This is a genomic window from Rhizobium laguerreae (genome assembly GCF_002008165.1).
In the GTDB taxonomy this organism is placed as follows: domain Bacteria; phylum Pseudomonadota; class Alphaproteobacteria; order Rhizobiales; family Rhizobiaceae; genus Rhizobium; species Rhizobium laguerreae.
The window spans coordinates 417,757-439,002 of sequence record NZ_MRDM01000009.1; the positions used below are offsets into that span (position 1 = coordinate 417,757).

Below are 21,246 nucleotides of genomic sequence, written 5' to 3' on the forward strand. Positions count from 1 at the left end.
TCCTGGGACGCGGATGTCGGGCGCTTGCTATAGGAATAGGAAGTGACTGATGTTGCAGTGGAAATGGTCGTCATAAGCGCTCCATCGCTAGGGAGGTGGGGACGCAACGCACATTGCGGAACTGATTAGTTCCTTAAATCGAAATCACTAATGCCACAACCGAGAACACTATCCCTCAGAAATCGTAGTCTACGTTCTCAGGTCGTCGCTACGCATTTCGGCAGAGCGGTCTAGACCATCATGGATAGTGTCGACGAGCCTGCGGCTGAGCCGCGCAAGCGGGGCCGGCCGAAAGTTTCCAGCGACGAGGACAAGCGGGCGCATATCGTTGAAGTCGCCGGCCGCGTTTTCGTCAAATACGGTTACGCCGGAAGCACGACCGCGATCGTCGCTTCCGAGGCGGGCGTTTCGAAGCAGACGCTCTATAAGCTGTTTGAGAGCAAGGAAGAGTTGTTTGCTGCCGTGGTCGGCGCGCATCGACGCCTGATGCTCGATCTGCCCAGGCCTGTTGAAGATATCTCGATCGCCGCGAGCCTCGAACGTATCTTCATGATCGATATGGACGAGGACAAGGATGCCGATCGCACCGGCTTCCTGCAGCTCGTCTTTCGCGAAGCGGCGCAATTTCCGGAACTTGTCGATATCCTGCAGCGCGAAGGCATGCTTGCCAGCCGCCAGCATCTCGCCGACTGGCTGAGCGAACGCCGGTCGGAAGGCAGATTGACGCTGGACGATACGGCGAGCGGAGCCCGGATGCTGATGGATATGATCCTCGGCGGCATGGGTCCGCCGGAAGGGCGCGCGCGGGCCTGGCCCGATCGGGCTCAACTGTTTGCCCATCTTCGCCGCTGCATTGCCATCTTTGCCGCAGGCGTCGGCGCCGCCTAAAGCGCATTCGAAAAATCCTGGAAGGCGGCACGAGCAGGGGAGGCCGGCGAGGGTTTTGCGGTTGTTGCCCAGGAGGTCCGTGAGCTGGCGCAACGGTCGGCGAAAGCGCCAAGGAGATAAAGAGCCTGATCACAGCCTCCGGTTTCCATGTCGCAAACGGTGTCGCCCTCGTCACGAATGCCGGGTCCACGCTCCAGGAAATCGCCAGTCAGGTTGACGAAATCAATACCAACGTCACGGCGATCGTCGAGGCGGCACGCGTCGAACCTCTGAAAAAAAGAATGCTGCACCGCCGAAAAAATCGCCACGCGCACCACTGCGCGTTTTTTCGGCATGACCCATTGACAATTCATCCTTGATGGCACTTCATAACATTGTTCCAGTAAAACAGACATGCGTCCATTATACTGGAACAGTAGGAATCATCCATAAGGGGAACGCCATGACCATTTCCTTTCGCACCGGCGTGATGTCGCTGGCCGTCGCCGCTCTGTTGTCCACGCCTGCGCTGGCCGAAGGCAGCAAGCTCGATGAAGTGCTGGCCCGCGGCCATCTCGTCCTCGGCACGGGCAGCACCAATGCGCCTTGGCACTTCAAGAGCGCCGACGACAAGCTTCAGGGATTCGACGTCGACATGGGCCATATCATCGCCAAGGCGCTCTTCGGCGATCCTGAGAAGATCGAATATGTGAACCAGTCCTCCGACGCCCGCATTCCGAACATCACCACCGACAAAGTCGACATCACCTGCCAGTTCATGACCGTTACCGGCGAGCGCGCCCAGCAGGTTGCCTTCACCATTCCTTATTATCGCGAGGGTGTCGGCCTGATGCTCAAGGCGGATGGCAAATATGCCGACTACGCCACCCTCAAGGCGGCCGGCTCCTCCGTCACCATTTCGGTTCTCCAGAACGTTTATGCCGAGGCAATGGTGCATGCGGCCTTGCCGGAGGCGACCGTTGACCAATACGATTCCGTCGACTTGATCTATCAGGCGTTGGAGTCAGGACGCGCCGATGCAGTCGCCACGGACCAGTCGTCGCTCGCCTGGTACATGACGCAGAACCCGGGCCGCTATAAAGATGCCGGCTACGGCTGGAACCCGCAGACCTATGCCTGTGCCGTCAAGCGCGGCGATCAGGATTGGCTGAACTTCGTCAACACCGCCCTGCACGAAGCCATGACCGGCGTTGAATTCGACTTTTACGCCAAGTCCTTCAAGACCTGGTTCGGCAAAGATCTGACGCCGCCGCAGATCGGCTTCCCGGTCGAGTTCAAGTAACAGCCATGCGGAGCGGGACATGTTTCCCGCTCTGCATTTAAAGAGTGAGAGCATGATGCCGAAAACCACTCGCACTTTTCGGCATCATGCTCTGGTCTGAAAGGGCGGCCCGTATGGGTTACACGTTGAATTTCGCTGCCGTCTGGCGCAACTTCGATTTTCTCTTGAGCGGGCTGGCGCTCAGTCTCGGCCTTGCGGTGATCTCGATCCTGATCGGGGCCGCGATCGGCCTTGTCGTAGCCTTCGCCCTGACCTCCAAGAGCCGTTTTGCAGTCGTGCCGGCACGGGTCTATGTCACTGTCATTCGCAACCTGCCGATTCTCGTCCTGGTGCTTTTCGTCTTTTTCGCGCTGCCGCAGATGGGCTTTCGCCTCGACAAGATAAAAAGCTTCGTCCTGGTTCTGTCCCTCTATTCAGGTGCCTATCTGGCCGAGGTGTTCCGCGCCGGGCTGCTGTCCATTCCGAGAGGACTGACGGAAGCGGGGCTCGCCATCGGCCTGACGGGGATGCAGATCCGCAGTTCCATCATCGCTCCGCTGATGCTGCGCAACGTGCTGCCATCGCTGTCCTCGACGATCATCTCGCTCTTCAAGGACACCTCGCTCGCCGCCGCCATCGCGGTGCCGGAACTGACCTTTGCCGCCCGCAAGATCAATGTCGAGAGCTTCCGCGTCATAGAGACCTGGATGGTCACATCAGCCCTCTATGTCGCAACCTGTTTCCTCATCGCCGCCGTGATGCGCTTCGTCGAGCGCCGTCTGGCCCTGCCGAGATAAGCCGATGTCCCACTCCTTTCTCGAACAACTCTGGATCGCCCGATACGTCGTCATGAACGGCATCGGCGTGACCGTGTCGATCTCCCTGCTGGCCATCCTCGCGGGTTCCATACTCGGCGTTTTCGTCGGTTTGGCGCTTGTCTATGGCGGCGTTGTTTTGCGTCTGGCCGTGCGCGCCTATACGGATATCATCCGTGGCACGCCGGTGCTCGTGCTGGTGCTCGCGAGCTACTATGTCTCCGCCGCCGTCGGCCTCGATCTCGGGCCGTTCTCGGCCGGCGTGCTCGCCCTTGCCATCTTCTGCTCCTCCCATGTGGGCGAAATCGTGCGCGGGGCGCTTCAGGCGATCCCGAAAGGGCAGACCGAAGCCGCCAAGGCGATCGGCTTGACCTTTACCCAGACCTTCACCTCGGTGCTGTGGCCGCAGGCCATGCGCCAGTGCCTGCCGGCCTGGGTGAATACGGCGGCCGAGATGGTGAAGGCCTCGACGCTGCTCTCCGTCATCGGCGTCGCGGAGCTTCTCCTGCGCACGCAGGAGATCATCTCCCGCAATTTCATGAGCCTCCAGTTCTATTTCCTGGCCGGTGGTCTCTATTTCATCATCAACTACGGCATCGAGCACTTCGGTAAATATGTCGAGCGCAAGACCGCCCTGCCGTCCTGAGGAGACACCCCGATGGCCAAGACCATTCTCGATATCCAGGGTCTGCGCAAGACTTACGGCATCCACGAAGTCCTCAAGGGCGTCGATTGCGCCGTTGAGGAGGGCGAAGTCATTTCCATCATCGGCTCGTCCGGCTCCGGAAAGACCACCTTGCTGCGCTGCATCAATATGCTCGAGGAATTCCAGGGCGGCACGATCAGCCTCGATGGCGAGGAGATCGGCTACCGCGCCGAAGGCGCGACGCGGCGCCGCAAGAGCGAGAAGGAGATTGCACGCCAGCGCGCGCTGACCGGCATGGCGTTTCAGCAGTTCAATCTTTTCCCGCATATGAGCGCCGCTGAAAACGTCATGCTCGGCCTCGTCAAGGTGAAGAAAATGGCGAAGCCGGATGCCCGTGCCATCGCGGAAAAATGGCTCGATCGTGTCGGCCTTTCCGCCCGCTCGAACCATTATCCCGGACAGCTTTCCGGTGGTCAGCAGCAGCGCGTCGCGATCGCCCGCGCCATCGCCATGTCGCCGAGATTGATGCTGTTCGACGAAGTGACCTCTGCGCTCGACCCGGAGCTGGTGGGCGAAGTGCTCCAGGTGATCAAGGGGCTTGCCGCCGACGGCATGACCATGCTGCTCGTCACCCACGAGATGCGCTTTGCCTACGACGTTTCGTCACGCGTCATCTTCATGAACCAGGGCGTTATTTGCGAGGAGGGCGATCCGAAGCACATGTTCGTGCACCCGAAGACCGAACGGCTGGCGGAATTCCTCAAAACCTCGAGTTTCAACTAGACGAAAAGAAAGATCTCATGACGATCCGCTCGGTGGGTCGTCACGAGCGTTCGGTCCAAGGGTCGACAAGCTCGATCCCAAAGCCCTCGAAATCCTTTATATTGCGCGTGGCGAGAGTGAGATCGTGAGCAATCGCGGTGGCAGCAATCAAGCCGTCCATTGACGACAAGCCGCGTCCGCTTCGCTTTGCGAGCCCCATCACGTCGCCCCAGGCTATCGCAACCGGCTGGTCCACAGGGATGACGCGCTGTTCGAAGCGCTGCGGCAGGTCTTGGGCAAGCCATTCAGCCAGCGCGTCGCGCTTCCGCCCGCTTTCCATCAATGCAACACCACGCCGAATCTCCGCGATCGATACGATGCTGATGAATGAGCGATCCTCGTCGAGACTGTCCAGCCATTGTAGGACACGTGCATCGGGACGCGGCCTTGTCACCTCGGAAAGCACATTGGTGTCCAGCAGAAGTCTCACAGCTGGAGATCACGCGGTTCGTCGCGCTGTCGTTCGACGTCCAGATCGGCGCCACGCAGCGGCGATTGCATCAGAAACTCTGCAAGGGTGCCCTTGCGGGCGGTCTTCCGCTGCCATTCCTCGGCCGAAACGACGACGACGCTTGGTTTACCATTGCGCATGATCGTTTGCGGCGTTGCTTGCGCGCGTTCGATAACCTCAGACAGCTTGGCCTTCGCACTGGCGACGGTCCAACTTTTATCCTCTGGTCGTGAGGGCTGCATTCGCTATATCCTGACTATAGTGACTATCATGACTATATAAGCCGAAGCGGTCTAGCCGCAAGCAACTTTTTGACAGGGAAGGGGCTTTGCCGGCTTTGGGTGGCCGACGCTGAGGAGTTTGCAAGGAATTGCGGGAGTCGCTCAATTTACGCTCAGTTTGCATCCCAGCGTGCAAATTCCAAGGGAGGGATCCGAGACATCTTGGAAATCCTGAACGCAGGATTTTGGCACGAGCTTTGCTTTCCTGTCTTGTATGCAAGATAGCCACACATCTGAGAGCACGCAAAAGACCATCGAGGAGACGATCGTTTCCGGGATTCTTTCAGCTAAAATTCGGCCTGGGACGCGTCTCAGCGAAAACCAGCTGGCGGCGCTCTTCAGCGTGTCCCGAACCCGTGTCCGCGAAGCCATGATGCGCCTGGAAACACGCGGCATCGTGCATGTCAGTCCGAGACGGGGCTGGTTTGTCGTCGAGCCGTCCGGTGAAGAGGCGATCGCGGTCTATGAGGCACGGCGCGTCATCGAGGCCGGATTGCTTCGCAGCATGCGTGTGCTGACGGACGAGGGACGCGAAGCGCTCGGCGCGCATTTGAACGAGGAAAAAAGCGCAATGGCTGCGGGCGACCGCCAGCGCCTGACCTATTTGATGGGCGATTTCCACATCCGCATCGCAGAATTGAGCGGTAACGCTATCATCGTCGATATCCTCCGCGATCTCACCGCGAGGACGATCCTCATTTCGATGCTCTATCAGTCCGAATTTCATGCAGCACAGTCTCATGACGGGCATTGCCGCATCTTCGAGGCCATGCAAGCGGGCGATTTCGTCAGAGCCGCAGAACTCTCCATCGAACATCTGGACGAAGTGGAAACGGGCCTCGACCTCACCACACGCCCGGACCCGCTCTCGGAACTGCGCAGTTCCCTGTCCCTTCCTCCCAAGACCGTATCCTCCGCCCCAACTGTCAGACCCCAAAAACCACAAATCCAAAGGAGCAATTAAACCATGCTGACAAGACGAGTCCTCTTCGCAATCGCGACCCTGGCTGCAACCTTCGGCTTCGGCTCCGCGTCTTACGCCGATGCTCTCGCCGACATCACGGCGCGCGGTACGCTGCGTGTCGCCGTCCCTCAGGATTTCCCGCCCTTCGGCAGCGTCGGTACCGATATGGCGCCGATGGGCTACGACATCGATGTAGCCAATCTCATTGCCGAAAAGCTCGGCGTCAAGACCGAACTCGTGCCGGTCACCAGCGCCAACCGCGTTCCCTATCTGCAGACGAACAAAGTCGATCTGGTCATATCAAGCCTCGGCAAGAATGCGGAGCGCGAAAAGGTGATCGATTTCACCGCGGCCTACGCCCCCTTCTTCAACGGCGTGTTCGCACCGGCCGATCTTTCGGTCGCCAAGGTGGAAGATCTCGCCGGCAAGAGCATCGGTGTCACGCGCGGCGCCGTGGAGGATCTCGAGCTGACGAAGATCGCGCCGACCGATGCGACGATCAAGCGTTACGAGGACAATAACGGCACCATCTCGGCATTCCTGTCCGGCCAGGTCGACACCATCGCCACCGGCAACGTCGTGGCCGCGGCGATCCTCGCCAAGAATCCCCCCAAGCGCCCTGAGATGAAGTTCCTCATCAAGAACTCGCCCTGCTATATCGGCCTCAACAAGGAACAGGCGGCGCTTCTGGAGAAGGTGAACGGCATCATCGCCGCCGCAAAAACCGATGGGGCGCTGAACGCCATATCGCAGAAGTGGCTCGGCGCCGATCTTCCCTCGGATCTCTAGGACACGGTCTTACGGACGTCATCCCGCGTCCGCACGCGGGATGACGTGATGCTCCGTTACCGCAAGAGGGGACAGTTCCTTGAGCTATCATTTCGAATTCGGCTGGCTGCTTGAATATTATCCTGAGATCATCAAGGGCATATTGGTCACCCTGGAGCTTATCGCGATCGGCGGCGTGCTTGGCATATCGCTCGGGATCTTCTGTGCCTGGGTGCGGGCACTCGGCCCCGCCTGGCTGAAGCCTGTCGTTGCGACCTATGTCGAGCTGATCCGCAACACGCCGTTTCTGATCCAGCTCTTTTTCATCTTCTTCGGTCTACCGTCGCTCGGCCTGCAGCTTCCCGAACTGACGGCTGCCAACCTCGCGATGGTCGTCAACCTCGGCGCCTATAGCTGCGAAATTATCCGCGCGGGCATCCAGGCAACCCCGAAAGGCCAGTTCGAGGCTGGCGAGAGCCTCGCCATGACGCGCTTCGAAACCTTCCGGCATGTCGTTCTCGTACCATCCCTGCAGCGCATCTGGCCGGCGCTGTCGTCGCAAGTGGTCATCGTCATGCTCGGCTCATCGGTGGTGTCGCAGATCGCCGCCGAGGATCTGACCTTTGCCGCAAACTTCATACAATCGCGAACCTTCCGCGCCTTCGAGGCCTACATCGTTTCGACAGCCATCTACCTTGTGCTGGCGATCCTGCTCCGGCAGCTGCTGGGGGTGGTCGGTGGGTTCATTTTCCCGAGGAGAGCAGCACGATGATCGAGTTCACACTCTGGGACATCCTGCGCAACCTGCTGCTCGCCGCCCGCTGGACGATCCTGCTTTCGCTCGTTTCGTTCATCGGCGGCGGCGCGGTCGGACTGGGGCTGCTGTTCCTGCGCATCAGCAAGCGCAAGGCATTCAAGGCACTCGCTAAATATTACATCGAGCTCTTCCAGGGCACGCCGCTGCTGATGCAGCTCTTCATCGCATTTTTCGGTCTCGGCCTCTTCGGGATAGACGTGCCGGCCTGGCTTGCTGCGGGATTGGCGCTCACCCTGTGGAGTGCCGCCTTTCTCGCCGAAATATGGCGAGGCTGCGTCGAAGCGGTCGCGCGGGGTCAATGGGAAGCCTCCGCCAGCCTCGGTATGGGCCGGTTGCAGCAGATGCGCTATGTCATTCTCCCGCAGGCGCTGAGGGTCGCCATACCGCCGACGGTCGGTTTCTCCGTTCAAATCGTCAAGGGAACGGCGCTGACCTCGATCATCGGTTTCGTCGAATTGTCGAAAGCCGGCACGGTCGTCACCAATGCCACTTTCCAGCCCTTCACCGTCTACGGGCTCGTCGCTCTCATCTACTTCGCCCTTTGCTGGCCTTTGTCAAAAAGCAGCCAGATCCTGGAAAGGAAGCTCAATGTCGCTCATCGAAATCACTGAAGTCCGCAAGAGCTTTGGCACCACCGAGGTGCTGAAAGGCATCAATCTCGATGTGGAGGCCGGCGAGGTCATCGCCATCATCGGCAAGAGCGGCTCGGGCAAATCGACGCTGCTGCGCTGCATCAACGGCCTGGAGACCATCACTGACGGCTCCATCTCCGTGGCCGGCGCGCAGCTCCTTGATGACGAAGTCCATCTGAAGGCACTGCGCCTCAAGGTCGGCATGATCTTTCAGCAGTTCAACCTCTTCCCGCACCTGACTGTCGGCGGCAACGTCATGCTGTCGCAGACCGTGGTCAAGAAGACCCCGAAAGCCGAAGCCGAGGCCACCGCCCGCAAGATGCTGGAGCGGGTGGGGCTGGGCCACAGGTTCGACGCCTATCCGGACGAGCTCTCGGGCGGCCAGCAGCAGCGTGTCGCCATCGCCCGCGCGCTCGCCATGCAGCCGACAGCGCTTCTCTGCGACGAGATCACCTCGGCGCTCGATCCGGAACTGGTCGCCGAAGTTCTGGCCGTCGTGCGCGAACTCGCCGCCGAGGGAATGACCCTCCTGATGGTGACGCACGAGATGAAGTTCGCCCGCGACGTCTGCAACCGCGTCGTCTTCATGCACCAGGGCCGAGTCCACGAAGCAGGCCCGCCGGAGGACGTCTTTGCCAATCCGCAGACTGCGGAGTTGAAGCAATTTCTCGGTGTCAACTAAGACGCAGTGAGAATAGCCGACTTGGCGGATCGAGCATTTTTATGGCGTGCTGCGTTTGCGCATCGATTATCCGCTCGGCAACCGGACGCCTCTCGCCTATCTAACAGGGCTTGCTGCTCGATCTGCCGTCGCGCCGCCGGTGATCGCGGCCGACCGTCCTCAGGACTTCGGCCGAGGATGTCCCATCAACGCTTCATACTCTCTGTCGGACAATCGTTCGATTGTCCTCAGCTGTGCTGGAATATCCATCCGCTCATGCAAGACCGCGGCAATGACGAAGGTTGAGTCGTCAACGACGATGTATGCGGCGTAATGGTGTTCTATCTTGTGGAGCCGGAAGAGCGAATTCCCGGCGCGCTCGTCTTTTTTTATCCTTACGCGGGCATAGGCTTCGGGGATGCCTTCAAATCCCGCCCGCAGCAAGCGACCATAGGCTTTCGCCTGTTCGGCGGACCATTTTCGCGCCGTTTCGCGGACTGCCAGACGGTAGTTATCAAGGGCGGTCGGCAGGATGAGAACGCGAGGAGCCACTAGCGCAGTTCTTCATCCAGCTCCGCGTCGATAGCATCCAGAGCGGAAAGGGGCAGCATCTCTCCGCGCCGGAATTCCTCTTCCGCCCGCAGCAGCGAGCGGATGGCATAGCGGCGATCTTCTTCGCGTGCCATATCTTCGCGAATAAGGGCGCGTACATATTCGCTCGGCGTCGTGTACTGGCTCTTCCCGTTGGCGCGCATGTCGACGAAGGCGCGCATTTCATCGGGCAAGCTCACATGCAGGCTGCTGGTCATGTAGCACCCTCCTTATCAAATTCCTGAAATTGTTCTGCATCCGGTTTGCGATGTCAATATTTGACATTGAGATTCGGTCCCTTCCAAATATCCCCGTGGCTCCAAGACGTTCATGACGTGGGCGGATGCAGCCGCGTATCGAGGGCAAAAGCCTCCTGGAACTTCAGCGCATAGGCGCCCGTTGCGCCGCCTGCCAGAAAAATCAGGTTCCAGCTATGCCGCGAGACCGCGCTGGGGATCGCCACGAAACGATGCTGTCGAAGCAAATCGTCTCCGAAGGCTTGCTGCCCGGCGCTGGGAATGCCCGGGCGCAGCCAGTTGGGATTGGGCACGCTTCCCGGATCGACAACATGGATATCGCCGGCATCGGCAATGACGGCTGCTGTCATTATATGCGCCACCGTGTCGAGAGCCCGAAACCCCTTGTGGACCGCGACTTCAAGGATCGCCGTCGCGGGATCGAGCGAGCAGTAGACCGCGCGAACCCCCTTGCTGTTCCAGCGGCCGCCAACCCGATAGGCGCCTTCTCCGCTATCCCAAGTCGGCGCATGGACGGCCTGATCGAGCCGCCACGCGACCAGCTCGGCCCCGCCGAGCGCGATCGGCAAAAAGGTCATGCATAGACGCCGTATTCCATGCGATCGAGATGATCTTCGACAAGCTCGACGCCGGCGGGCGTCCCGAGAAGATCGATCGGGCGGCGCTGCTCAAGTCCGACCGCCGGACGCTCCAGCCATTGTTCGGCTTCCGCCTGCGATCCGAAGATATCCGTTGCCTTTGCGAGAATCTCGGCGAATTTCCACGCGCGGCCGCTCTGTTCCTGGCTGAGCGGCTTGGAAGGCGTATCCTTCCGCCGCTGCCAGGTGCGCAAGCTCATGCCCACCGCCTTTTCGAGGGACTCGTTCTTGCCGAGGACGACGAGAGTACCGACAAGATGATCCAGCGCCGTTGCAGGCAGGCCGTGCAGGAGTAGCTCATGGGCGTCGAGAGCATTGGTCAGGCTGCGCGACAGAATGCGCGAGCCGCCGAGCAATGCCTCTATTTTTTGCAGTTCACCACCGCCTGCCGCTGAAGCAGGTGCTTTTGCTGCGACGGCCATGATCTTTCTCCTACGTCATCTGTCGCTTTTTATATGTCATGTGTCGCGATGAATTTCAAGATCTGACGGGCGTATCCGGCGTATCGGCCGCGGAACCGTGCCTTTTCTCGCTGCCGGCGCCAAACAAGCGGGCAGGCGGCGATGGCACTGCCTGCCAAGGGCAGCTTGCAGCGGATTGAAATGCCGCGATCCCACTGCTTTAAGAGGCTGGGTCGCGGCGCTCCAATTCCGTAAGCGTGCGGGAATGGCAGGCAGGGCTGCCGCTCCCGGGATTGTCAGTCTTTTTTGCTGGTCGGCGCTGGCAGCAAGATGGGCTCGACCGAATGTTTCGGTGCCATCAGCTGTGCAAGGATGTCGTCGGCCGAGTGACTGGAACTGCCAATGCCGGCTTCGCGCAGTTGACGATCGAGGTCGCTGCCGTTTTCCAGCGCGGCCAGCTCAGCACCGGCTTCGATGCGGCCGGCAGTGACTTCCTGGCGTTTCTTGATGCGTTCGAGACTTTCGACGGCGCTGCCGAGGCGGGTATTGATGCCCGACTGGCTATGGGCGATCGCCGACTGAGCGCGCAGCAGCGACTCGTTGGCTTTGACATTCTCCACCTCGCGCTTCATCTGAGCAATGCGCGCTTCGGTCTCCTGGATCGTGCGCAGCATCTGCTGCTGGCGGGGCAGTAGCCGATCGAGCTCTTCTTGGTCGCGCTGCACTTCGGCACGGGTACCGGCAATGCGCTGAGCGAGACCCTGCGCCAGATCCGTGCGGCCCGCGGAGATCGCGGCGCGAGCGCTGTCGGTATCCTTGGTCTCCTTGGCGCGGTTTTCGTCAAGTCGGCGCATCACGCTCTTGTTGGCCGCCATAATGCCGGCCAGATCGGATCGCGCCGCACGCAGCGACTGTTCGGCGTCGCGGATTTCTTGATCAAGAATGCGCATGGACTGGCTGTCGGCGGCCGCTTCCGCTGCCTCGTTGATGCCGCCGCGAATGGCGGTGAAAATCTTTCCCCAGGTGCTCACGCTGCAATCTCCCCGCTTTTCCATTCTTCAATCATGTGCGCCGCATCGACGGCATTGGCAGCCAGAATCGCGACTTCCTCGACCACCGTCTCGGCCGGCGAGCGTGCTGACAGCGAGCCGAACAATTCATACCATTCCTCACCGTCGATCGTGGTGATGCCGAAGCTGGAGAGCGGCACGAACTTGTGGGTCTTCAGCACCATTCGTTCGAAGGCTTCTCGATTGGGCACGTCCTTGCAGGGCACCAGAACTGCGCTGACAAGGATGTCGCGCTCCCCGCTCACTGCGACGAAGACGTCGAGATCGCCTTTTTCCTTAAGAGTCACACATATGACGTCGCCTTGTTCGGGTACGGCTACATCCACATCGCCCAGGGCGTCGGGATCGGCGGCGAACAGGCGCGTTAAGGTGGTGAGGTTCCAGGTCTCCAAAAAGTCCTCCATCGGTTGGAACGTCAAAATATTTGGGTAATCGGTTTGCAACTTAAAGATCTGGTGCGCTAAATAAATTTCGCTAGGGTACGCGTTAGGAACGGGGGCGAATCGCTTGCCATTTATCGCTTCATTGATGCGGCGTGTATATCTCTCGCTCAGCGAATTGGCCTGGTCAGCCCTTTTTGTTATCCTCGTAATCCACCTGATCGCTTCTTACCTGCTCTTCATGCTGGCCGGCGAAAGCGATCTCGTCGGCAGTCCGGTCGACTTTCTTTATTACTATATGGTGACGGCAACGACTGTCGGCTATGGCGATCTTTCTCCAAAATCGGGGCTGGGCCGATTAATTGCCGTCCTGTTCGTTCTTCCCGGCGGCATTGCCATCTTCACCGCTGTTCTTGGCAAGTTGTTGACAACTATCGGTACGATCTGGAGGAACCGCATGCGTGGATTGGGTGATTACAGCGAACGCGCCGGCCATATCATCGTCCTGGGCTGGCAAGAGGGGCAGACATATCAGACGCTGCGGCTGCTGTACGCCGAACGACAGGCCAATGAACCGATGAGTGTTCTGGTTGCCAAGGACCTGCCGGAAAATCCCGCCAGCAATTACGCCGACTATATCAGAACCGAGCGGCTTGCCGATGCCGACGCTCTGGTGCGGGCCGGAGTGGCGAAGGCGCGCGCGATCATCGCGCGCGGAGCAAATGACGACGAGACGCTGGCCGCCGTGCTGATTGCCGAAGACCACGCCCCCAATGCCCATATCGTGGCCTATTTCGCCGACGACCGCACGGCACTGATGGTCAAACAACGCCGGCCGCGCGTCGAGGCGGTGGGCTCGCTCGCCGAGGAGCTGCTGTCGCGTTCCGCCCGTGATCCGGGCTCTTCGGAAATCGCCGCACGGCTGCTGTCGGCCGCCTCCACCGACACGGCCTTTTCCCTGCCGGTACCGCCCTTGCAAACCCCGCTACTCTATGGGGACGTGTTTTTAAGCCTCAAACGTCAGCACAATGTGACGCTGGTGGGCATGCTGAGCCAGGGCGTGACCGACCTCAATTGCCGAGACGAGACGCCGCTTCGGGGCGGCGAGACCCTTTACTACATCAGCGGAATGCGGCTAGATCCCGCTGCCATCGCTTGGGCTCGAATGGGAGACGTATCATGATCGGGTGGTTCGGCAGAGACAAGAACGAAAGGCCCTTACCCAAAGAACTTGGCCCGTTGAGCGCCGCCATCGGCGGGGCGTTGGAGATCGATTTCCTCTCCCTCGAAGCCGAGGCTTTGGCCGGCCAGCCGGCGATGCCGCTGCCACGGAGTGGCCCGTTCATCATTGCCGCCTACGGTGAGGTTTCGCTCGATGCCGCGACGGTTCTGTCGCGCTACTACGATGAAGACCATCGGATGATTCAGGTGATGTCGACGTCGGGCCAGCCGGGTGATGTCGACGACATCAGCTTTTATCAGCCCTGGGACAGCGTCGTGCCTGCCGGGCAGGGCGAATGGAACCGCTGGACCGGGCAGGACGGCCTGATCGGCCAGCCAACCTACGATGCCGACGGCATCCTCTATAGCCGCTTCTGGGGCGAAGGCCCGGAACGCACCCCATTGGCGGAGTTTGTCGAGAAGGTCGACGACGGTGAGGCGCAGCGCTCCATTCACCAGACCTGCATGCTTTATTATCGCCCGCTTGGCTCGACGCGCGAAATGCTTTTGATCAATGTCGAGCGCGACCTCGATCTCGGACAGAGCCAGGCGGGCAGTTCGGTGGAATTTCTGATCGGCTACGGACTCGCTCCGGCCGATGTTCGCCGCGTCTGAGGGGATCCTATCAATTTCAACGGAGGACTTTTTCAATGCTCGATTATGTGGCGGGTCTGCCTGCCTTCCTCGGCTATTTCGCCGTCGGTCTTGCCGCCTACGGCGTTTTCGCGGTGATCTACACATTCTTGACGCCGCAGAAGGAAGTCCAACTTATTCGCGCAGGCAATCTTGCCGCCGTCACGGCATTCTTGGGCGCGCTTGTCGGTTTCAGCCTGCCTCTGGCTTCGGCCGCAGCCAATTCGGTCAGCATCGTCGACTACATCATATGGGCGGTGGTCGGCATTCTGGCGCAGATCCTGGCTTACTATATTGCGAATTTCACCATGACGGATCTGCATGAAAAGATCACTGCCGGCGATATCGCCGCGGGCATATGGGGCGGCGGCATCGCGCTGGTCATCGGTATTCTCAACGCCGCCTGCATGACCTATTGAGGGGAGGGAATGATGCGCAGACGTAAGAGCGGGCACAAGCGACCTTTCCTGGCCCTCGGCACCATCGCCGCCTCGACCCTGGCGCTGTCGGGTTGCGGCGATCAGACTCCTTCGGAGACGATGTTCACCTCGGTCGACCAATGCGTGACTTCCGGCATGGACCGGCAGGTCTGCCAGGCCGGCTATCAGGATGCGATGCGCGCCCATCTCGCCGCCGCGCCGCGTTTCAACGGCATGGCCGCCTGCGAGGCAGAATACGGCTCGGGCCAGTGCACGGAACAGTCGGCCAGTGCCGTCCCCAACAATACCGGCGGAGGCGGCAGCTTTTTCGTGCCGTTCCTGACCGGCTACGTGCTGTCTTCCGCACTGAACAACATCGGCGACTATTACAATTATCGCCGGCGCCAGGAGGAGAGTGGCTCCTACGGCTCGACACCGATTTATCGCAATCGCTCGGGACAAACGGTGACAACGACTGTTCGCTCGGGCGGCAACGACACCGCGATCGCGCCCTCGCGTCAGACTGTTAAGCCGGTCAACGTCAACACCCGCACCGTTGCCCGTCAAGGCTTCGGGGGCCGTTCGTCCTTCAGTTTCGGCGGCTGATATGAAACGCATCACCCTTCCGGCGCGTCCTGATTGGCTTGACAAGGCGCGCGCCGTCGGCTTCGGGTTTCACGTCATGTATGGCGAGCCCTATTGGCTCGACGATGCCGCCTATACGTTCACGCTCGATGAAATCGAGATGCAGATCGAAGGGCCGAGCCAGGAACTGCACGACATGTGCATGGATATGGTCGGCGATATCGTCAGAAGCGAAGAGACGCTCGACAGGCTAGCCATTCCGGAGGACCTGCGCGATGTAGTGCAGCGCTCCTGGCAACGCCGCGACCGGCATCTCTACGGCCGATTCGATCTGGCTTACGACGGCACTGGCCCGGCCAAGTTGCTCGAATATAACGCCGATACTCCCACTTCGGTGTTTGAGACAGCCTATTTCCAGTTCAACTGGCTGACCGACCAGGTGGCTTTGGGTATCCTGCCCAAGGATGCGGACCAGTACAATTCCTTGCAGGAAAGCCTCGTTGAGGCGTTCGAGCAATTTTCCAAGGAACCGATCTTCCACTTCGCGGCGATGACCGACAATGAGGAGGATCGCGGCACCACGGTCTATCTGATGGACTGTGCAGTGCAGGCCGGCCATCGCGTCGAGCTTCTGGACATCCGCGAGATCGGCATCGATGCGCAGGGCCGTTACACCGACCTCCAGGATCGGGTGATCGACCGTTGCTTCAAGCTGTATCCGTGGGAATTCATGCTGCGCGAGCCGTTCGCCCGCGACCTCGTGCGCTCGGGTGATGTTTTCGTCGAGCCCGCCTGGAAGGCCGTGCTCTCCAACAAAGGCCTTCTGCCTCTGCTCTGGCAGCGCCACCCCAATCATCCCAACCTGCTGCCCAGCTATTTCACCGACGACTCGGCGGCCTCGACCTTGAGCGACTATGTGCGCAAACCACTGCTGTCGCGAGAAGGCGAGAACGTCACGATATTCCGAGATGGTCGGGAATTGATTTCCGCCCCCGGCGATTATGGCGATGAAGGTTTTATCGTCCAGGCCTATGCGCCGCTTTTCGAAAGCGATGGCGGCTTCGCCGTGCTCGGCAGCTGGATCGTCGGTGATCGCGCCTGCGGTCTTGCGGTCCGCGAGGACCGCTCGCGCATAACCGCCAACTTGTCGCGTTTCGTACCGCACGTCATCGTAGGATAAGAGGAGATATATCGCTTCAGGCGCAGATATCTTCGTGTACACGTCGAGAGTTGCCGGCCATGCGCCCCCCACGGTCATTGGCCGTTGGACTTCAAGAAGGCGACCGTCGCTGAAATCAGCTTGTTCACCGTCTCAGCACTCCGTTCGACGCCGAAACCGTGATCAACCGATTCAGTCCACAGTTCCTCCGGACCATCGTGATAAGATAGCAGCGACTTGGCGAGAGCGGGCTGGGGAAAGACGATACTGTCACGCGTGCCGACTGCCAGGAACAGCGGACCCCTGTAGCGCGAGATCTCGCCGGCAGGCTGCACCGCGTATAGGCTTTCGAAGAAGCGGGCCTTTCAACGGGATATCCTTGCCATCGCCGAGGCGCTTCGCCGGATATACGTTATCGCCACGGCAGCTCTTCAAAGCCCGCTGAACCAGTTGTAGCCCTGATCCTCCCAATAGCCGCCCGGATAATCATTGGTAACGAACACCTCAACGATATGCTTGGGGTTCTTGAATCCGAGTTTGGTCGGCACCCTAAGCTTCATGGGCGAGCCATATTTCATCGACAAGGGATCCTTGCCGAAATCGAGTGCGAGGATGGTTTGCGGGTGCAGTGCTGTCGGCATGTCGATGCTGGAATAGTAGCGGTCCGCGCATTTGAAGCCGACATATTTGGCTGTCATGTCCGTGCCAATATGCTGGAGGAAGACGCTGAGGGGAACGCCGCTCCACTCACCGATCGCGCTCCAGCCCTCTATACAGATATGCTGTGTGATCTGGGAGACCTGCGGCAAACGGCGAAGATCATCAAGGCTCCACGGTGATTTTTTGTCGACGAGTCCGGAGACTTCCAACCTGTATTCCAGGAGGTCGATCTCCGGTGCGCTGTCCTCGGGATAGAAAGCATTGAACGGAAACGGGTCCGTAATGTCTTCTGGCCTGTAGGTCGGTGCGAGCCGACTGCGGTCGAACAGGAGCGCCTGCACCCGGTCGTTCCAGCGGGACATCGCCCACAGTACCTTGTCGACAGCTGTGTTGTCCTGGAGAGTGCAGCCCGTCAGTACCGTCAGCGCGCCCAAGGAGAGGCCCTGGCGAAAGAACAGGCGTCGGCTGATATTTTCCAATTGAGGACGATGGTCACCGAGCACAACTCCGCTCTTTTGTTGTTTGCGCCACAATAGAGTGGCGGGTGCCACTTTTTTCGGCTCAGGCTGCTCCGCCATCACTCTTTTCCTTTCTTCTCTTCAAAAGTCTCGCACCAACAGTCATGGACAGCAGTGTTTTCGGAACAAGGGCAACCATAGCGACGTGGATGACGAGAAATCCCAACAGAGCCGTCATACCTGTGAAATGCACGATACGGGCGGAGTCGAAGCCGCCAAGGAGCGCCGTTAACAGGCCAAACTGGATGGGCTTCCAGAGGACCAATCCAGACCCAACCATCAACACGCCGAGAAGAAGAACCCCAAGATACATGACCTTCTGAATGGCATTGTAGCCGTGAGCTTCATGCCGGAGGCCGAAAGTCAGTGCGAGCCCAAGATCGCGCAGGAGATCGCCGAGGCGCAATGTCAGCATGCGTTTACGCAGATAATTGGTTGCCGTGCCGAAGGCGAGATAGACGACGCCGTTGCCGACAAAGAGCCACATCACCGCGAAATGCCAGGCCGTGGATCCGCCAAGCCAGCCGCCAAGCGTCATTTCCTCCGGGAAGCGGAAGGGTAGGATGGGATGGGCATTGTAAATGCCCATTCCGCTCATCACCATACACACCATCGCAAAGACGTTGATCCAGTGCGTGAGGCGAACCACAACAGGATGACCTGCCGACCGTGGATCGTTCTTTTCTTGTCGCATCCTGCGCCTCACATCGGTGGCGCTATGCCGTTAGCGCCGACGCTGATGGATACCGCCGTCAGCGAGCCGTCCTCGGCCTTTGTGGCGAGCAGAACAAGCTTCGCGCCGGTTGCCAGGAGCGAGCGGTCGCCCGGCTCGAGGCTGACGACCGGAACATCGGCAGGCACAAAGACCTTCTTCTCGCCGTTCTTATACTTGACCGTCAGCGTGCGGCCGTCGGTCCCGAGAATGCTGCCGACCGCGCCATTGGTCATCGAACTGTCCTTGGCGCCGTCCCATGGTCTGGAGCCCTCGCCGACGCCACGCATGGAGGCGGGAAAGATGTGCACCTCAAGAGCCTTCAGCGTTCCATCCGGCTGCGGGGCGGCAGCCGTGCCGATGTAGCTGTCGGCCTTGATCGCGCTCAGATCGGTGAGCGCGACGGATATGACCATGGTGCCGGCCGAAAGCTTCACGGCAACGTCCTTGCCGTCTCGCGCCTTGACATGGATCGCATCCTCCGTGACCTCCGTGATGGCGCCGCGAACGCGCACCGGATCTGCCGCGCTGGCAGTGCCGGCCAAGGTGGTGAGCAGTGTGATCGTTAGTGCTGCCGACCGGAAAGTCGATTTCATGGAATGATGCATTGTTTTAAGAACCTCGCTACCAGTTGAAAGGGATGGAGTGAAACTAGACCGGCGGTCGGCTCTCTGCGGTGACGCCAGAATGACAATTTCGTCATTCATCTTCCACCGAATTGCCTCGCGTGAATTGCTAGAAGACAATGATCTGAGATAGAGGGGCAGGGGGCGGGAAAAAATGGCAATCCTGATCATCGAGGACGATCCAAAGACCGGTGACTATCTCCGCAAGGGGCTGAGGGAGAGCGGTTACGCCGTGGATCTGGCCCGTACCGGCACCGATGGTGTGCATCTGGCGATGCAGCAGGTCTATGACCTGATCCTTCTCGATGTCATGCTCCCGGGCATCGACGGCTGGGAGATCATCCGCCGCATTCGTGAACAGCGCGATCTGCCCGTCATCTTCCTGTCTGCGCGTGATGATGTGAACGATCGCATTCGTGGCTTACGGCTCGGAGCCGATGATTATCTGGTGAAGCCCTTCTCTTTCGTCGAACTGGAACTGCGCGTCCGTACGATCCTGCGTCGCGGCCTGACGCGCGAAAGCGATGTCTTCGAGGTAGCGGACCTGCGGCTGGACGTGCTGCGACGCAAAGTGACGAGAGACGGGGTCGAAATTGCGCTCACCAACAAGGAATTCATGCTTCTCCACCTGCTGATGAAGCGGCAGGGCGAGGTCTTGTCGCGCACGCAGATCGCTTCTGAAGTCTGGGACATGAATTTTGACAGCGATACGAATGTCGTGGACGTCGCAGTCAAGCGGCTAAGAGCGAAGGTCGATGCGCCTTTCGGGCGAAAACTGATTTCCACGATCCGAAGTGTCGGATACAGCCTGAGCCTCGATGCATGATCCGCAACAGTCAAAGATCATCCTCGCTCATCCTGCGGCTGATGGCCTCCTATGTCTCAGTCCTTTGCGTTCTGACTGGTGCGCTTGGCATTTATTTCTATCACTCGGTGCGCTCCTCACAGGAACAGCGCATAGAGACGATCGTCTCGGGCCGGGCCAGCTATTATGCTCGGCTTGTCAGCGAGATGTATCCTCTCGGCGAATTGAAGGAGCGGCCGTTGCTGATTGCAAAGATGCTTGGCGCCGAGCGCGACGTCCTTGCTTTCCGCCATCCCTCGGGAGATGTCATGATTGAGGTCAATCCAGACGGGATCTCACTTCCTCCGCCCGCCGCCGCTGCGTCGTCCACCGCCAGAACAGTCACCAGCGCCGGTATTGAGGTCTACTGGACTTCGGTGCAGACGAAAGCACTGGATACGAACGAACCGATCGAGGTTGTGGCCGGACACCCGATGACCGACGAACAGGCCATGCTGGCGACGTTCCGCGACCGTTTCCTGATGGCGACCATTGCTGGTGTCATCGTTGCAACCGCGATCGCCTATGGCCTTTTGCGGCGTGGCTTGCTGCCGGTCCGGGATATGGCCACCAGAGCTGCCGAGATTCATCCAGGGCAGCTGCATGTGCGGCTGGATGTCCTTCACGCCCCAACGGAGCTGCGTGCCTTGGCCGGCGCGTTTAACGCGATGCTGGACCGGCTTACCGACGGTTACCAACGCTTGTCGCAGTTTTCCGCCGATCTCGCGCACGAAATCCGTACACCTCTTGGCGTCCTTATCGGCCAGACCCAGGTCACGCTTGCCCAGCCAAGGACTGTAGATGAATATAAGTCCGTGCTGGAATCGAACCTCGAGGAGTTCGAGCACCTCAACCGCTTGAGCGAGAATATGCTTTTCCTTGCAAGGGCGGACGAGGGACGACAGCCGGTCGATAAGGTCGCGGTCGACATGGACCGTGAACTTCACAAGATTGCCGATTATTTCGAAGGCCTGGCATTAGAGCGCGATATGCGCTTCAGGATCGAGGCTGCGGGCGTTGCAAATGTCAGTGTTGACCTTTTTCGCCGGGCCGTGGGCAATCTTGTCGTCAATGCCATTCGTCATGGCCGGGAGGGTACAACGGTCCGGCTGCGGGCAGCCAGTGCTGGTGATAAGGCGATCATCGAGGTCGAGAACGAGGGAGTGAGCCTGTCACCTGACCAGTTGGACCGGTTGTTCGACCGCTTTTACCGGGTAGACGCGGCCCGCAGCGGCAGCTCGTCTTCGCACGGACTGGGTCTAGCGATCGTCGATGCCATCATGCGGCTGCATGCGGGCTTAGCGGATGTTTCATGCCCAGAGGAGGGAATGATCCGTTTTCGCCTCTCCTTTCCGGTGTAAGTTGCCAGCCCCAATTTGAAAGCCGCCGGAAATAAAAGCAAAAGGCGCTCTTGCGCCCCGAAGCGTACCGGCGGCTGTGAGGGAATGACTTCGAGGCGATGCAACTCTTTCTGCGACATGGTGATCATAAAGGACATGACGACTCCGACCGCTCATGGTCTTGAC

29 protein-coding genes and 1 pseudogene are annotated in these 21,246 nt (G+C 59.6%); 18 read left to right on the forward strand and 12 right to left on the reverse strand.

Going from position 1 to position 21,246, the window contains the following annotated elements; all coding sequences use genetic code 11:
- Positions 1-240 precede the first annotated feature (240 nt).
- From BS630_RS08240 to BS630_RS08265, 6 genes and pseudogenes are all read left to right on the forward strand, one after another.
- Complete coding sequence (locus tag BS630_RS08240; RefSeq protein WP_077977014.1) at positions 241-888, forward strand: TetR/AcrR family transcriptional regulator; 648 nt, start codon at positions 241-243, stop codon at positions 886-888.
- A gap of 21 nt (positions 889-909) precedes the next feature.
- A pseudogene (locus BS630_RS38410) lies at positions 910-1,148 on the forward strand (methyl-accepting chemotaxis protein); the annotation flags it as partial.
- Positions 1,149-1,330: 182 nt separating this feature from the next.
- Positions 1,331-2,170 (forward strand): transporter substrate-binding protein, encoded by an 840-nt coding sequence (locus BS630_RS08250; protein WP_017956578.1) that lies wholly within the window; start codon positions 1,331-1,333, stop codon positions 2,168-2,170.
- Between the two features lie 113 nt (positions 2,171-2,283).
- Complete coding sequence (locus BS630_RS08255; protein WP_026158188.1) at positions 2,284-2,946, forward strand: amino acid ABC transporter permease; 663 nt, start codon at positions 2,284-2,286, stop codon at positions 2,944-2,946.
- A gap of 4 nt (positions 2,947-2,950) precedes the next feature.
- Entirely contained in the window at positions 2,951-3,610 is a 660-nt protein-coding gene (locus tag BS630_RS08260) for an amino acid ABC transporter permease (protein ID WP_077977015.1), read from the forward strand.
- A gap of 12 nt (positions 3,611-3,622) precedes the next feature.
- Positions 3,623-4,393, forward strand: coding sequence for an amino acid ABC transporter ATP-binding protein (locus BS630_RS08265; RefSeq protein WP_062943009.1), 771 nt, complete (start codon positions 3,623-3,625; stop codon positions 4,391-4,393).
- Between the two features lie 40 nt (positions 4,394-4,433).
- Here BS630_RS08265 and BS630_RS08270 read toward each other — a convergent pair whose 3' ends face one another.
- Positions 4,434-4,862, reverse strand: a complete 429-nt coding sequence (locus BS630_RS08270) for a type II toxin-antitoxin system VapC family toxin (protein WP_077977016.1) — start codon at positions 4,860-4,862, stop codon at positions 4,434-4,436.
- Positions 4,859-5,125 carry a type II toxin-antitoxin system prevent-host-death family antitoxin gene (locus tag BS630_RS08275; protein ID WP_077977017.1) on the reverse strand — a complete coding sequence of 89 codons (267 nt, stop codon included), beginning with the start codon at positions 5,123-5,125 and terminating at the stop codon, positions 4,859-4,861. Before BS630_RS08275 ends, BS630_RS08270 begins: the two co-directional genes overlap by 4 nt.
- Before the next feature lie 253 nt (positions 5,126-5,378).
- On the opposite strand from BS630_RS08275, the gene BS630_RS08280 reads away from it, so the two are divergent.
- From BS630_RS08280 to BS630_RS08300, 5 genes are all read left to right on the forward strand, one after another.
- Positions 5,379-6,128: a GntR family transcriptional regulator gene (locus BS630_RS08280; protein WP_077977018.1), complete on the forward strand. Its 750-nt coding sequence runs from the start codon at positions 5,379-5,381 to the stop codon at positions 6,126-6,128.
- Between the two features lie 3 nt (positions 6,129-6,131).
- Positions 6,132-6,917 carry a transporter substrate-binding domain-containing protein gene (locus BS630_RS08285; protein ID WP_077977019.1) on the forward strand — a complete coding sequence of 262 codons (786 nt, stop codon included), beginning with the start codon at positions 6,132-6,134 and terminating at the stop codon, positions 6,915-6,917.
- A gap of 79 nt (positions 6,918-6,996) precedes the next feature.
- Entirely contained in the window at positions 6,997-7,668 is a 672-nt protein-coding gene (locus BS630_RS08290; protein WP_077977020.1) for an amino acid ABC transporter permease, read from the forward strand.
- Positions 7,665-8,324: an amino acid ABC transporter permease gene (locus tag BS630_RS08295; protein ID WP_077977021.1), complete on the forward strand. Its 660-nt coding sequence runs from the start codon at positions 7,665-7,667 to the stop codon at positions 8,322-8,324. Before BS630_RS08290 ends, BS630_RS08295 begins: the two co-directional genes overlap by 4 nt.
- Positions 8,302-9,027 (forward strand): amino acid ABC transporter ATP-binding protein, encoded by a 726-nt coding sequence (locus tag BS630_RS08300; RefSeq protein WP_077977022.1) that lies wholly within the window; start codon positions 8,302-8,304, stop codon positions 9,025-9,027. Before BS630_RS08295 ends, BS630_RS08300 begins: the two co-directional genes overlap by 23 nt.
- Before the next feature lie 159 nt (positions 9,028-9,186).
- Here BS630_RS08300 and BS630_RS08305 read toward each other — a convergent pair whose 3' ends face one another.
- The 6 genes from BS630_RS08305 to BS630_RS08330 all read right to left on the reverse strand — a co-directional run bounded on the left by BS630_RS08305 (position 9,187) and on the right by BS630_RS08330 (position 12,367).
- Positions 9,187-9,558, reverse strand: a complete 372-nt coding sequence (locus BS630_RS08305) for a type II toxin-antitoxin system RelE/ParE family toxin (RefSeq protein ID WP_077977023.1) — start codon at positions 9,556-9,558, stop codon at positions 9,187-9,189.
- On the reverse strand, positions 9,558-9,815 hold the full coding sequence (locus BS630_RS08310) for a ribbon-helix-helix domain-containing protein (RefSeq protein ID WP_003550229.1): 258 nt from the start codon (positions 9,813-9,815) through the stop codon (positions 9,558-9,560). Before BS630_RS08310 ends, BS630_RS08305 begins: the two co-directional genes overlap by 1 nt.
- 110 nt (positions 9,816-9,925) lie before the next feature.
- Entirely contained in the window at positions 9,926-10,432 is a 507-nt protein-coding gene (locus BS630_RS08315) for an RES family NAD+ phosphorylase (protein ID WP_077977024.1), read from the reverse strand.
- Entirely contained in the window at positions 10,429-10,914 is a 486-nt protein-coding gene (gene parS / locus BS630_RS08320; protein WP_077977025.1) for a type II RES/Xre toxin-antitoxin system antitoxin, read from the reverse strand. Before parS ends, BS630_RS08315 begins: the two co-directional genes overlap by 4 nt.
- Positions 10,915-11,189: 275 nt before the next feature.
- Positions 11,190-11,924 carry a PspA/IM30 family protein gene (locus BS630_RS08325; protein WP_077977026.1) on the reverse strand — a complete coding sequence of 245 codons (735 nt, stop codon included), beginning with the start codon at positions 11,922-11,924 and terminating at the stop codon, positions 11,190-11,192.
- The gene (locus BS630_RS08330) at positions 11,921-12,367 is read right to left on the reverse strand and encodes a YjfI family protein (RefSeq protein WP_032992943.1); all 447 of its coding nucleotides are present in this window, start codon (positions 12,365-12,367) and stop codon (positions 11,921-11,923) included. Before BS630_RS08330 ends, BS630_RS08325 begins: the two co-directional genes overlap by 4 nt.
- 103 nt (positions 12,368-12,470) lie before the next feature.
- Here BS630_RS08330 and BS630_RS08335 point away from each other — a divergent pair, with 103 nt between their 5' ends.
- From BS630_RS08335 to BS630_RS08355, 5 genes are read left to right on the forward strand one after another with little or no spacing between them, the layout of a single operon-like run.
- Positions 12,471-13,526: an ion channel gene (locus tag BS630_RS08335; protein WP_077977027.1), complete on the forward strand. Its 1,056-nt coding sequence runs from the start codon at positions 12,471-12,473 to the stop codon at positions 13,524-13,526.
- Complete coding sequence (locus BS630_RS08340; RefSeq protein WP_077977028.1) at positions 13,523-14,179, forward strand: YjfK family protein; 657 nt, start codon at positions 13,523-13,525, stop codon at positions 14,177-14,179. The genes BS630_RS08335 and BS630_RS08340 overlap by 4 nt, the downstream gene beginning before the upstream one ends.
- Before the next feature lie 35 nt (positions 14,180-14,214).
- A complete protein-coding gene (locus BS630_RS08345; RefSeq protein ID WP_003550237.1) occupies positions 14,215-14,616 on the forward strand; it encodes a DUF350 domain-containing protein in 402 nt (133 codons plus the stop codon).
- Between the two features lie 12 nt (positions 14,617-14,628).
- On the forward strand, positions 14,629-15,222 hold the full coding sequence (locus tag BS630_RS08350) for a DUF1190 domain-containing protein (RefSeq protein WP_029871133.1): 594 nt from the start codon (positions 14,629-14,631) through the stop codon (positions 15,220-15,222).
- 1 nt (position 15,223) lies between these two features.
- Complete coding sequence (locus BS630_RS08355; RefSeq protein WP_077977029.1) at positions 15,224-16,381, forward strand: glutathionylspermidine synthase family protein; 1,158 nt, start codon at positions 15,224-15,226, stop codon at positions 16,379-16,381.
- A gap of 74 nt (positions 16,382-16,455) precedes the next feature.
- Here BS630_RS08355 and BS630_RS08360 read toward each other — a convergent pair whose 3' ends face one another.
- The 4 genes from BS630_RS08360 to BS630_RS08375 form a co-directional block, all read right to left on the reverse strand.
- Positions 16,456-16,695 (reverse strand): hypothetical protein, encoded by a 240-nt coding sequence (locus tag BS630_RS08360; protein ID WP_077977030.1) that lies wholly within the window; start codon positions 16,693-16,695, stop codon positions 16,456-16,458.
- Positions 16,696-16,791: 96 nt separating this feature from the next.
- The gene (locus BS630_RS08365; RefSeq protein WP_245310399.1) at positions 16,792-17,499 is read right to left on the reverse strand and encodes a molybdopterin-dependent oxidoreductase; all 708 of its coding nucleotides are present in this window, start codon (positions 17,497-17,499) and stop codon (positions 16,792-16,794) included.
- A gap of 82 nt (positions 17,500-17,581) precedes the next feature.
- On the reverse strand, positions 17,582-18,232 hold the full coding sequence (locus BS630_RS08370; RefSeq protein ID WP_077977032.1) for a cytochrome b/b6 domain-containing protein: 651 nt from the start codon (positions 18,230-18,232) through the stop codon (positions 17,582-17,584).
- Positions 18,233-18,240: 8 nt separating this feature from the next.
- The gene (locus BS630_RS08375; RefSeq protein ID WP_165503755.1) at positions 18,241-18,846 is read right to left on the reverse strand and encodes a hypothetical protein; all 606 of its coding nucleotides are present in this window, start codon (positions 18,844-18,846) and stop codon (positions 18,241-18,243) included.
- 184 nt (positions 18,847-19,030) lie between these two features.
- Here BS630_RS08375 and BS630_RS08380 point away from each other — a divergent pair, with 184 nt between their 5' ends.
- Both BS630_RS08380 and BS630_RS08385 read left to right on the forward strand, forming a co-directional pair.
- Complete coding sequence (locus BS630_RS08380; RefSeq protein ID WP_017956552.1) at positions 19,031-19,702, forward strand: heavy metal response regulator transcription factor; 672 nt, start codon at positions 19,031-19,033, stop codon at positions 19,700-19,702.
- The gene (locus BS630_RS08385) at positions 19,699-21,081 is read left to right on the forward strand and encodes a heavy metal sensor histidine kinase (protein WP_077977034.1); all 1,383 of its coding nucleotides are present in this window, start codon (positions 19,699-19,701) and stop codon (positions 21,079-21,081) included. Before BS630_RS08380 ends, BS630_RS08385 begins: the two co-directional genes overlap by 4 nt.
- Positions 21,082-21,246 lie beyond the last annotated feature (165 nt).

Coding starts and splice junctions, on each gene's coding strand:
- BS630_RS08240 (WP_077977014.1), top strand. CDS start 241: ATGGATAGTGTCGACGAGCCTGCGGCTGAGCCGCGCAAGCGGGGCCGG.
- BS630_RS08250 (WP_017956578.1), top strand. CDS start 1,331: ATGACCATTTCCTTTCGCACCGGCGTGATGTCGCTGGCCGTCGCCGCT.
- BS630_RS08255 (WP_026158188.1), top strand. CDS start 2,284: ATGGGTTACACGTTGAATTTCGCTGCCGTCTGGCGCAACTTCGATTTT.
- BS630_RS08260 (WP_077977015.1), top strand. CDS start 2,951: ATGTCCCACTCCTTTCTCGAACAACTCTGGATCGCCCGATACGTCGTC.
- BS630_RS08265 (WP_062943009.1), top strand. CDS start 3,623: ATGGCCAAGACCATTCTCGATATCCAGGGTCTGCGCAAGACTTACGGC.
- BS630_RS08275 (WP_077977017.1), bottom strand. CDS start 5,125: ATGCAGCCCTCACGACCAGAGGATAAAAGTTGGACCGTCGCCAGTGCG.
- BS630_RS08280 (WP_077977018.1), top strand. CDS start 5,379: ATGCAAGATAGCCACACATCTGAGAGCACGCAAAAGACCATCGAGGAG.
- BS630_RS08285 (WP_077977019.1), top strand. CDS start 6,132: ATGCTGACAAGACGAGTCCTCTTCGCAATCGCGACCCTGGCTGCAACC.
- BS630_RS08295 (WP_077977021.1), top strand. CDS start 7,665: ATGATCGAGTTCACACTCTGGGACATCCTGCGCAACCTGCTGCTCGCC.
- BS630_RS08300 (WP_077977022.1), top strand. CDS start 8,302: ATGTCGCTCATCGAAATCACTGAAGTCCGCAAGAGCTTTGGCACCACC.
- BS630_RS08310 (WP_003550229.1), bottom strand. CDS start 9,815: ATGACCAGCAGCCTGCATGTGAGCTTGCCCGATGAAATGCGCGCCTTC.
- BS630_RS08315 (WP_077977024.1), bottom strand. CDS start 10,432: ATGACCTTTTTGCCGATCGCGCTCGGCGGGGCCGAGCTGGTCGCGTGG.
- parS (WP_077977025.1), bottom strand. CDS start 10,914: ATGGCCGTCGCAGCAAAAGCACCTGCTTCAGCGGCAGGCGGTGGTGAA.
- BS630_RS08330 (WP_032992943.1), bottom strand. CDS start 12,367: ATGGAGGACTTTTTGGAGACCTGGAACCTCACCACCTTAACGCGCCTG.
- BS630_RS08340 (WP_077977028.1), top strand. CDS start 13,523: ATGATCGGGTGGTTCGGCAGAGACAAGAACGAAAGGCCCTTACCCAAA.
- BS630_RS08345 (WP_003550237.1), top strand. CDS start 14,215: ATGCTCGATTATGTGGCGGGTCTGCCTGCCTTCCTCGGCTATTTCGCC.
- BS630_RS08350 (WP_029871133.1), top strand. CDS start 14,629: ATGCGCAGACGTAAGAGCGGGCACAAGCGACCTTTCCTGGCCCTCGGC.
- BS630_RS08355 (WP_077977029.1), top strand. CDS start 15,224: ATGAAACGCATCACCCTTCCGGCGCGTCCTGATTGGCTTGACAAGGCG.
- BS630_RS08370 (WP_077977032.1), bottom strand. CDS start 18,232: ATGCGACAAGAAAAGAACGATCCACGGTCGGCAGGTCATCCTGTTGTG.
- BS630_RS08375 (WP_165503755.1), bottom strand. CDS start 18,846: ATGAAATCGACTTTCCGGTCGGCAGCACTAACGATCACACTGCTCACC.
- BS630_RS08380 (WP_017956552.1), top strand. CDS start 19,031: ATGGCAATCCTGATCATCGAGGACGATCCAAAGACCGGTGACTATCTC.
- BS630_RS08385 (WP_077977034.1), top strand. CDS start 19,699: ATGATCCGCAACAGTCAAAGATCATCCTCGCTCATCCTGCGGCTGATG.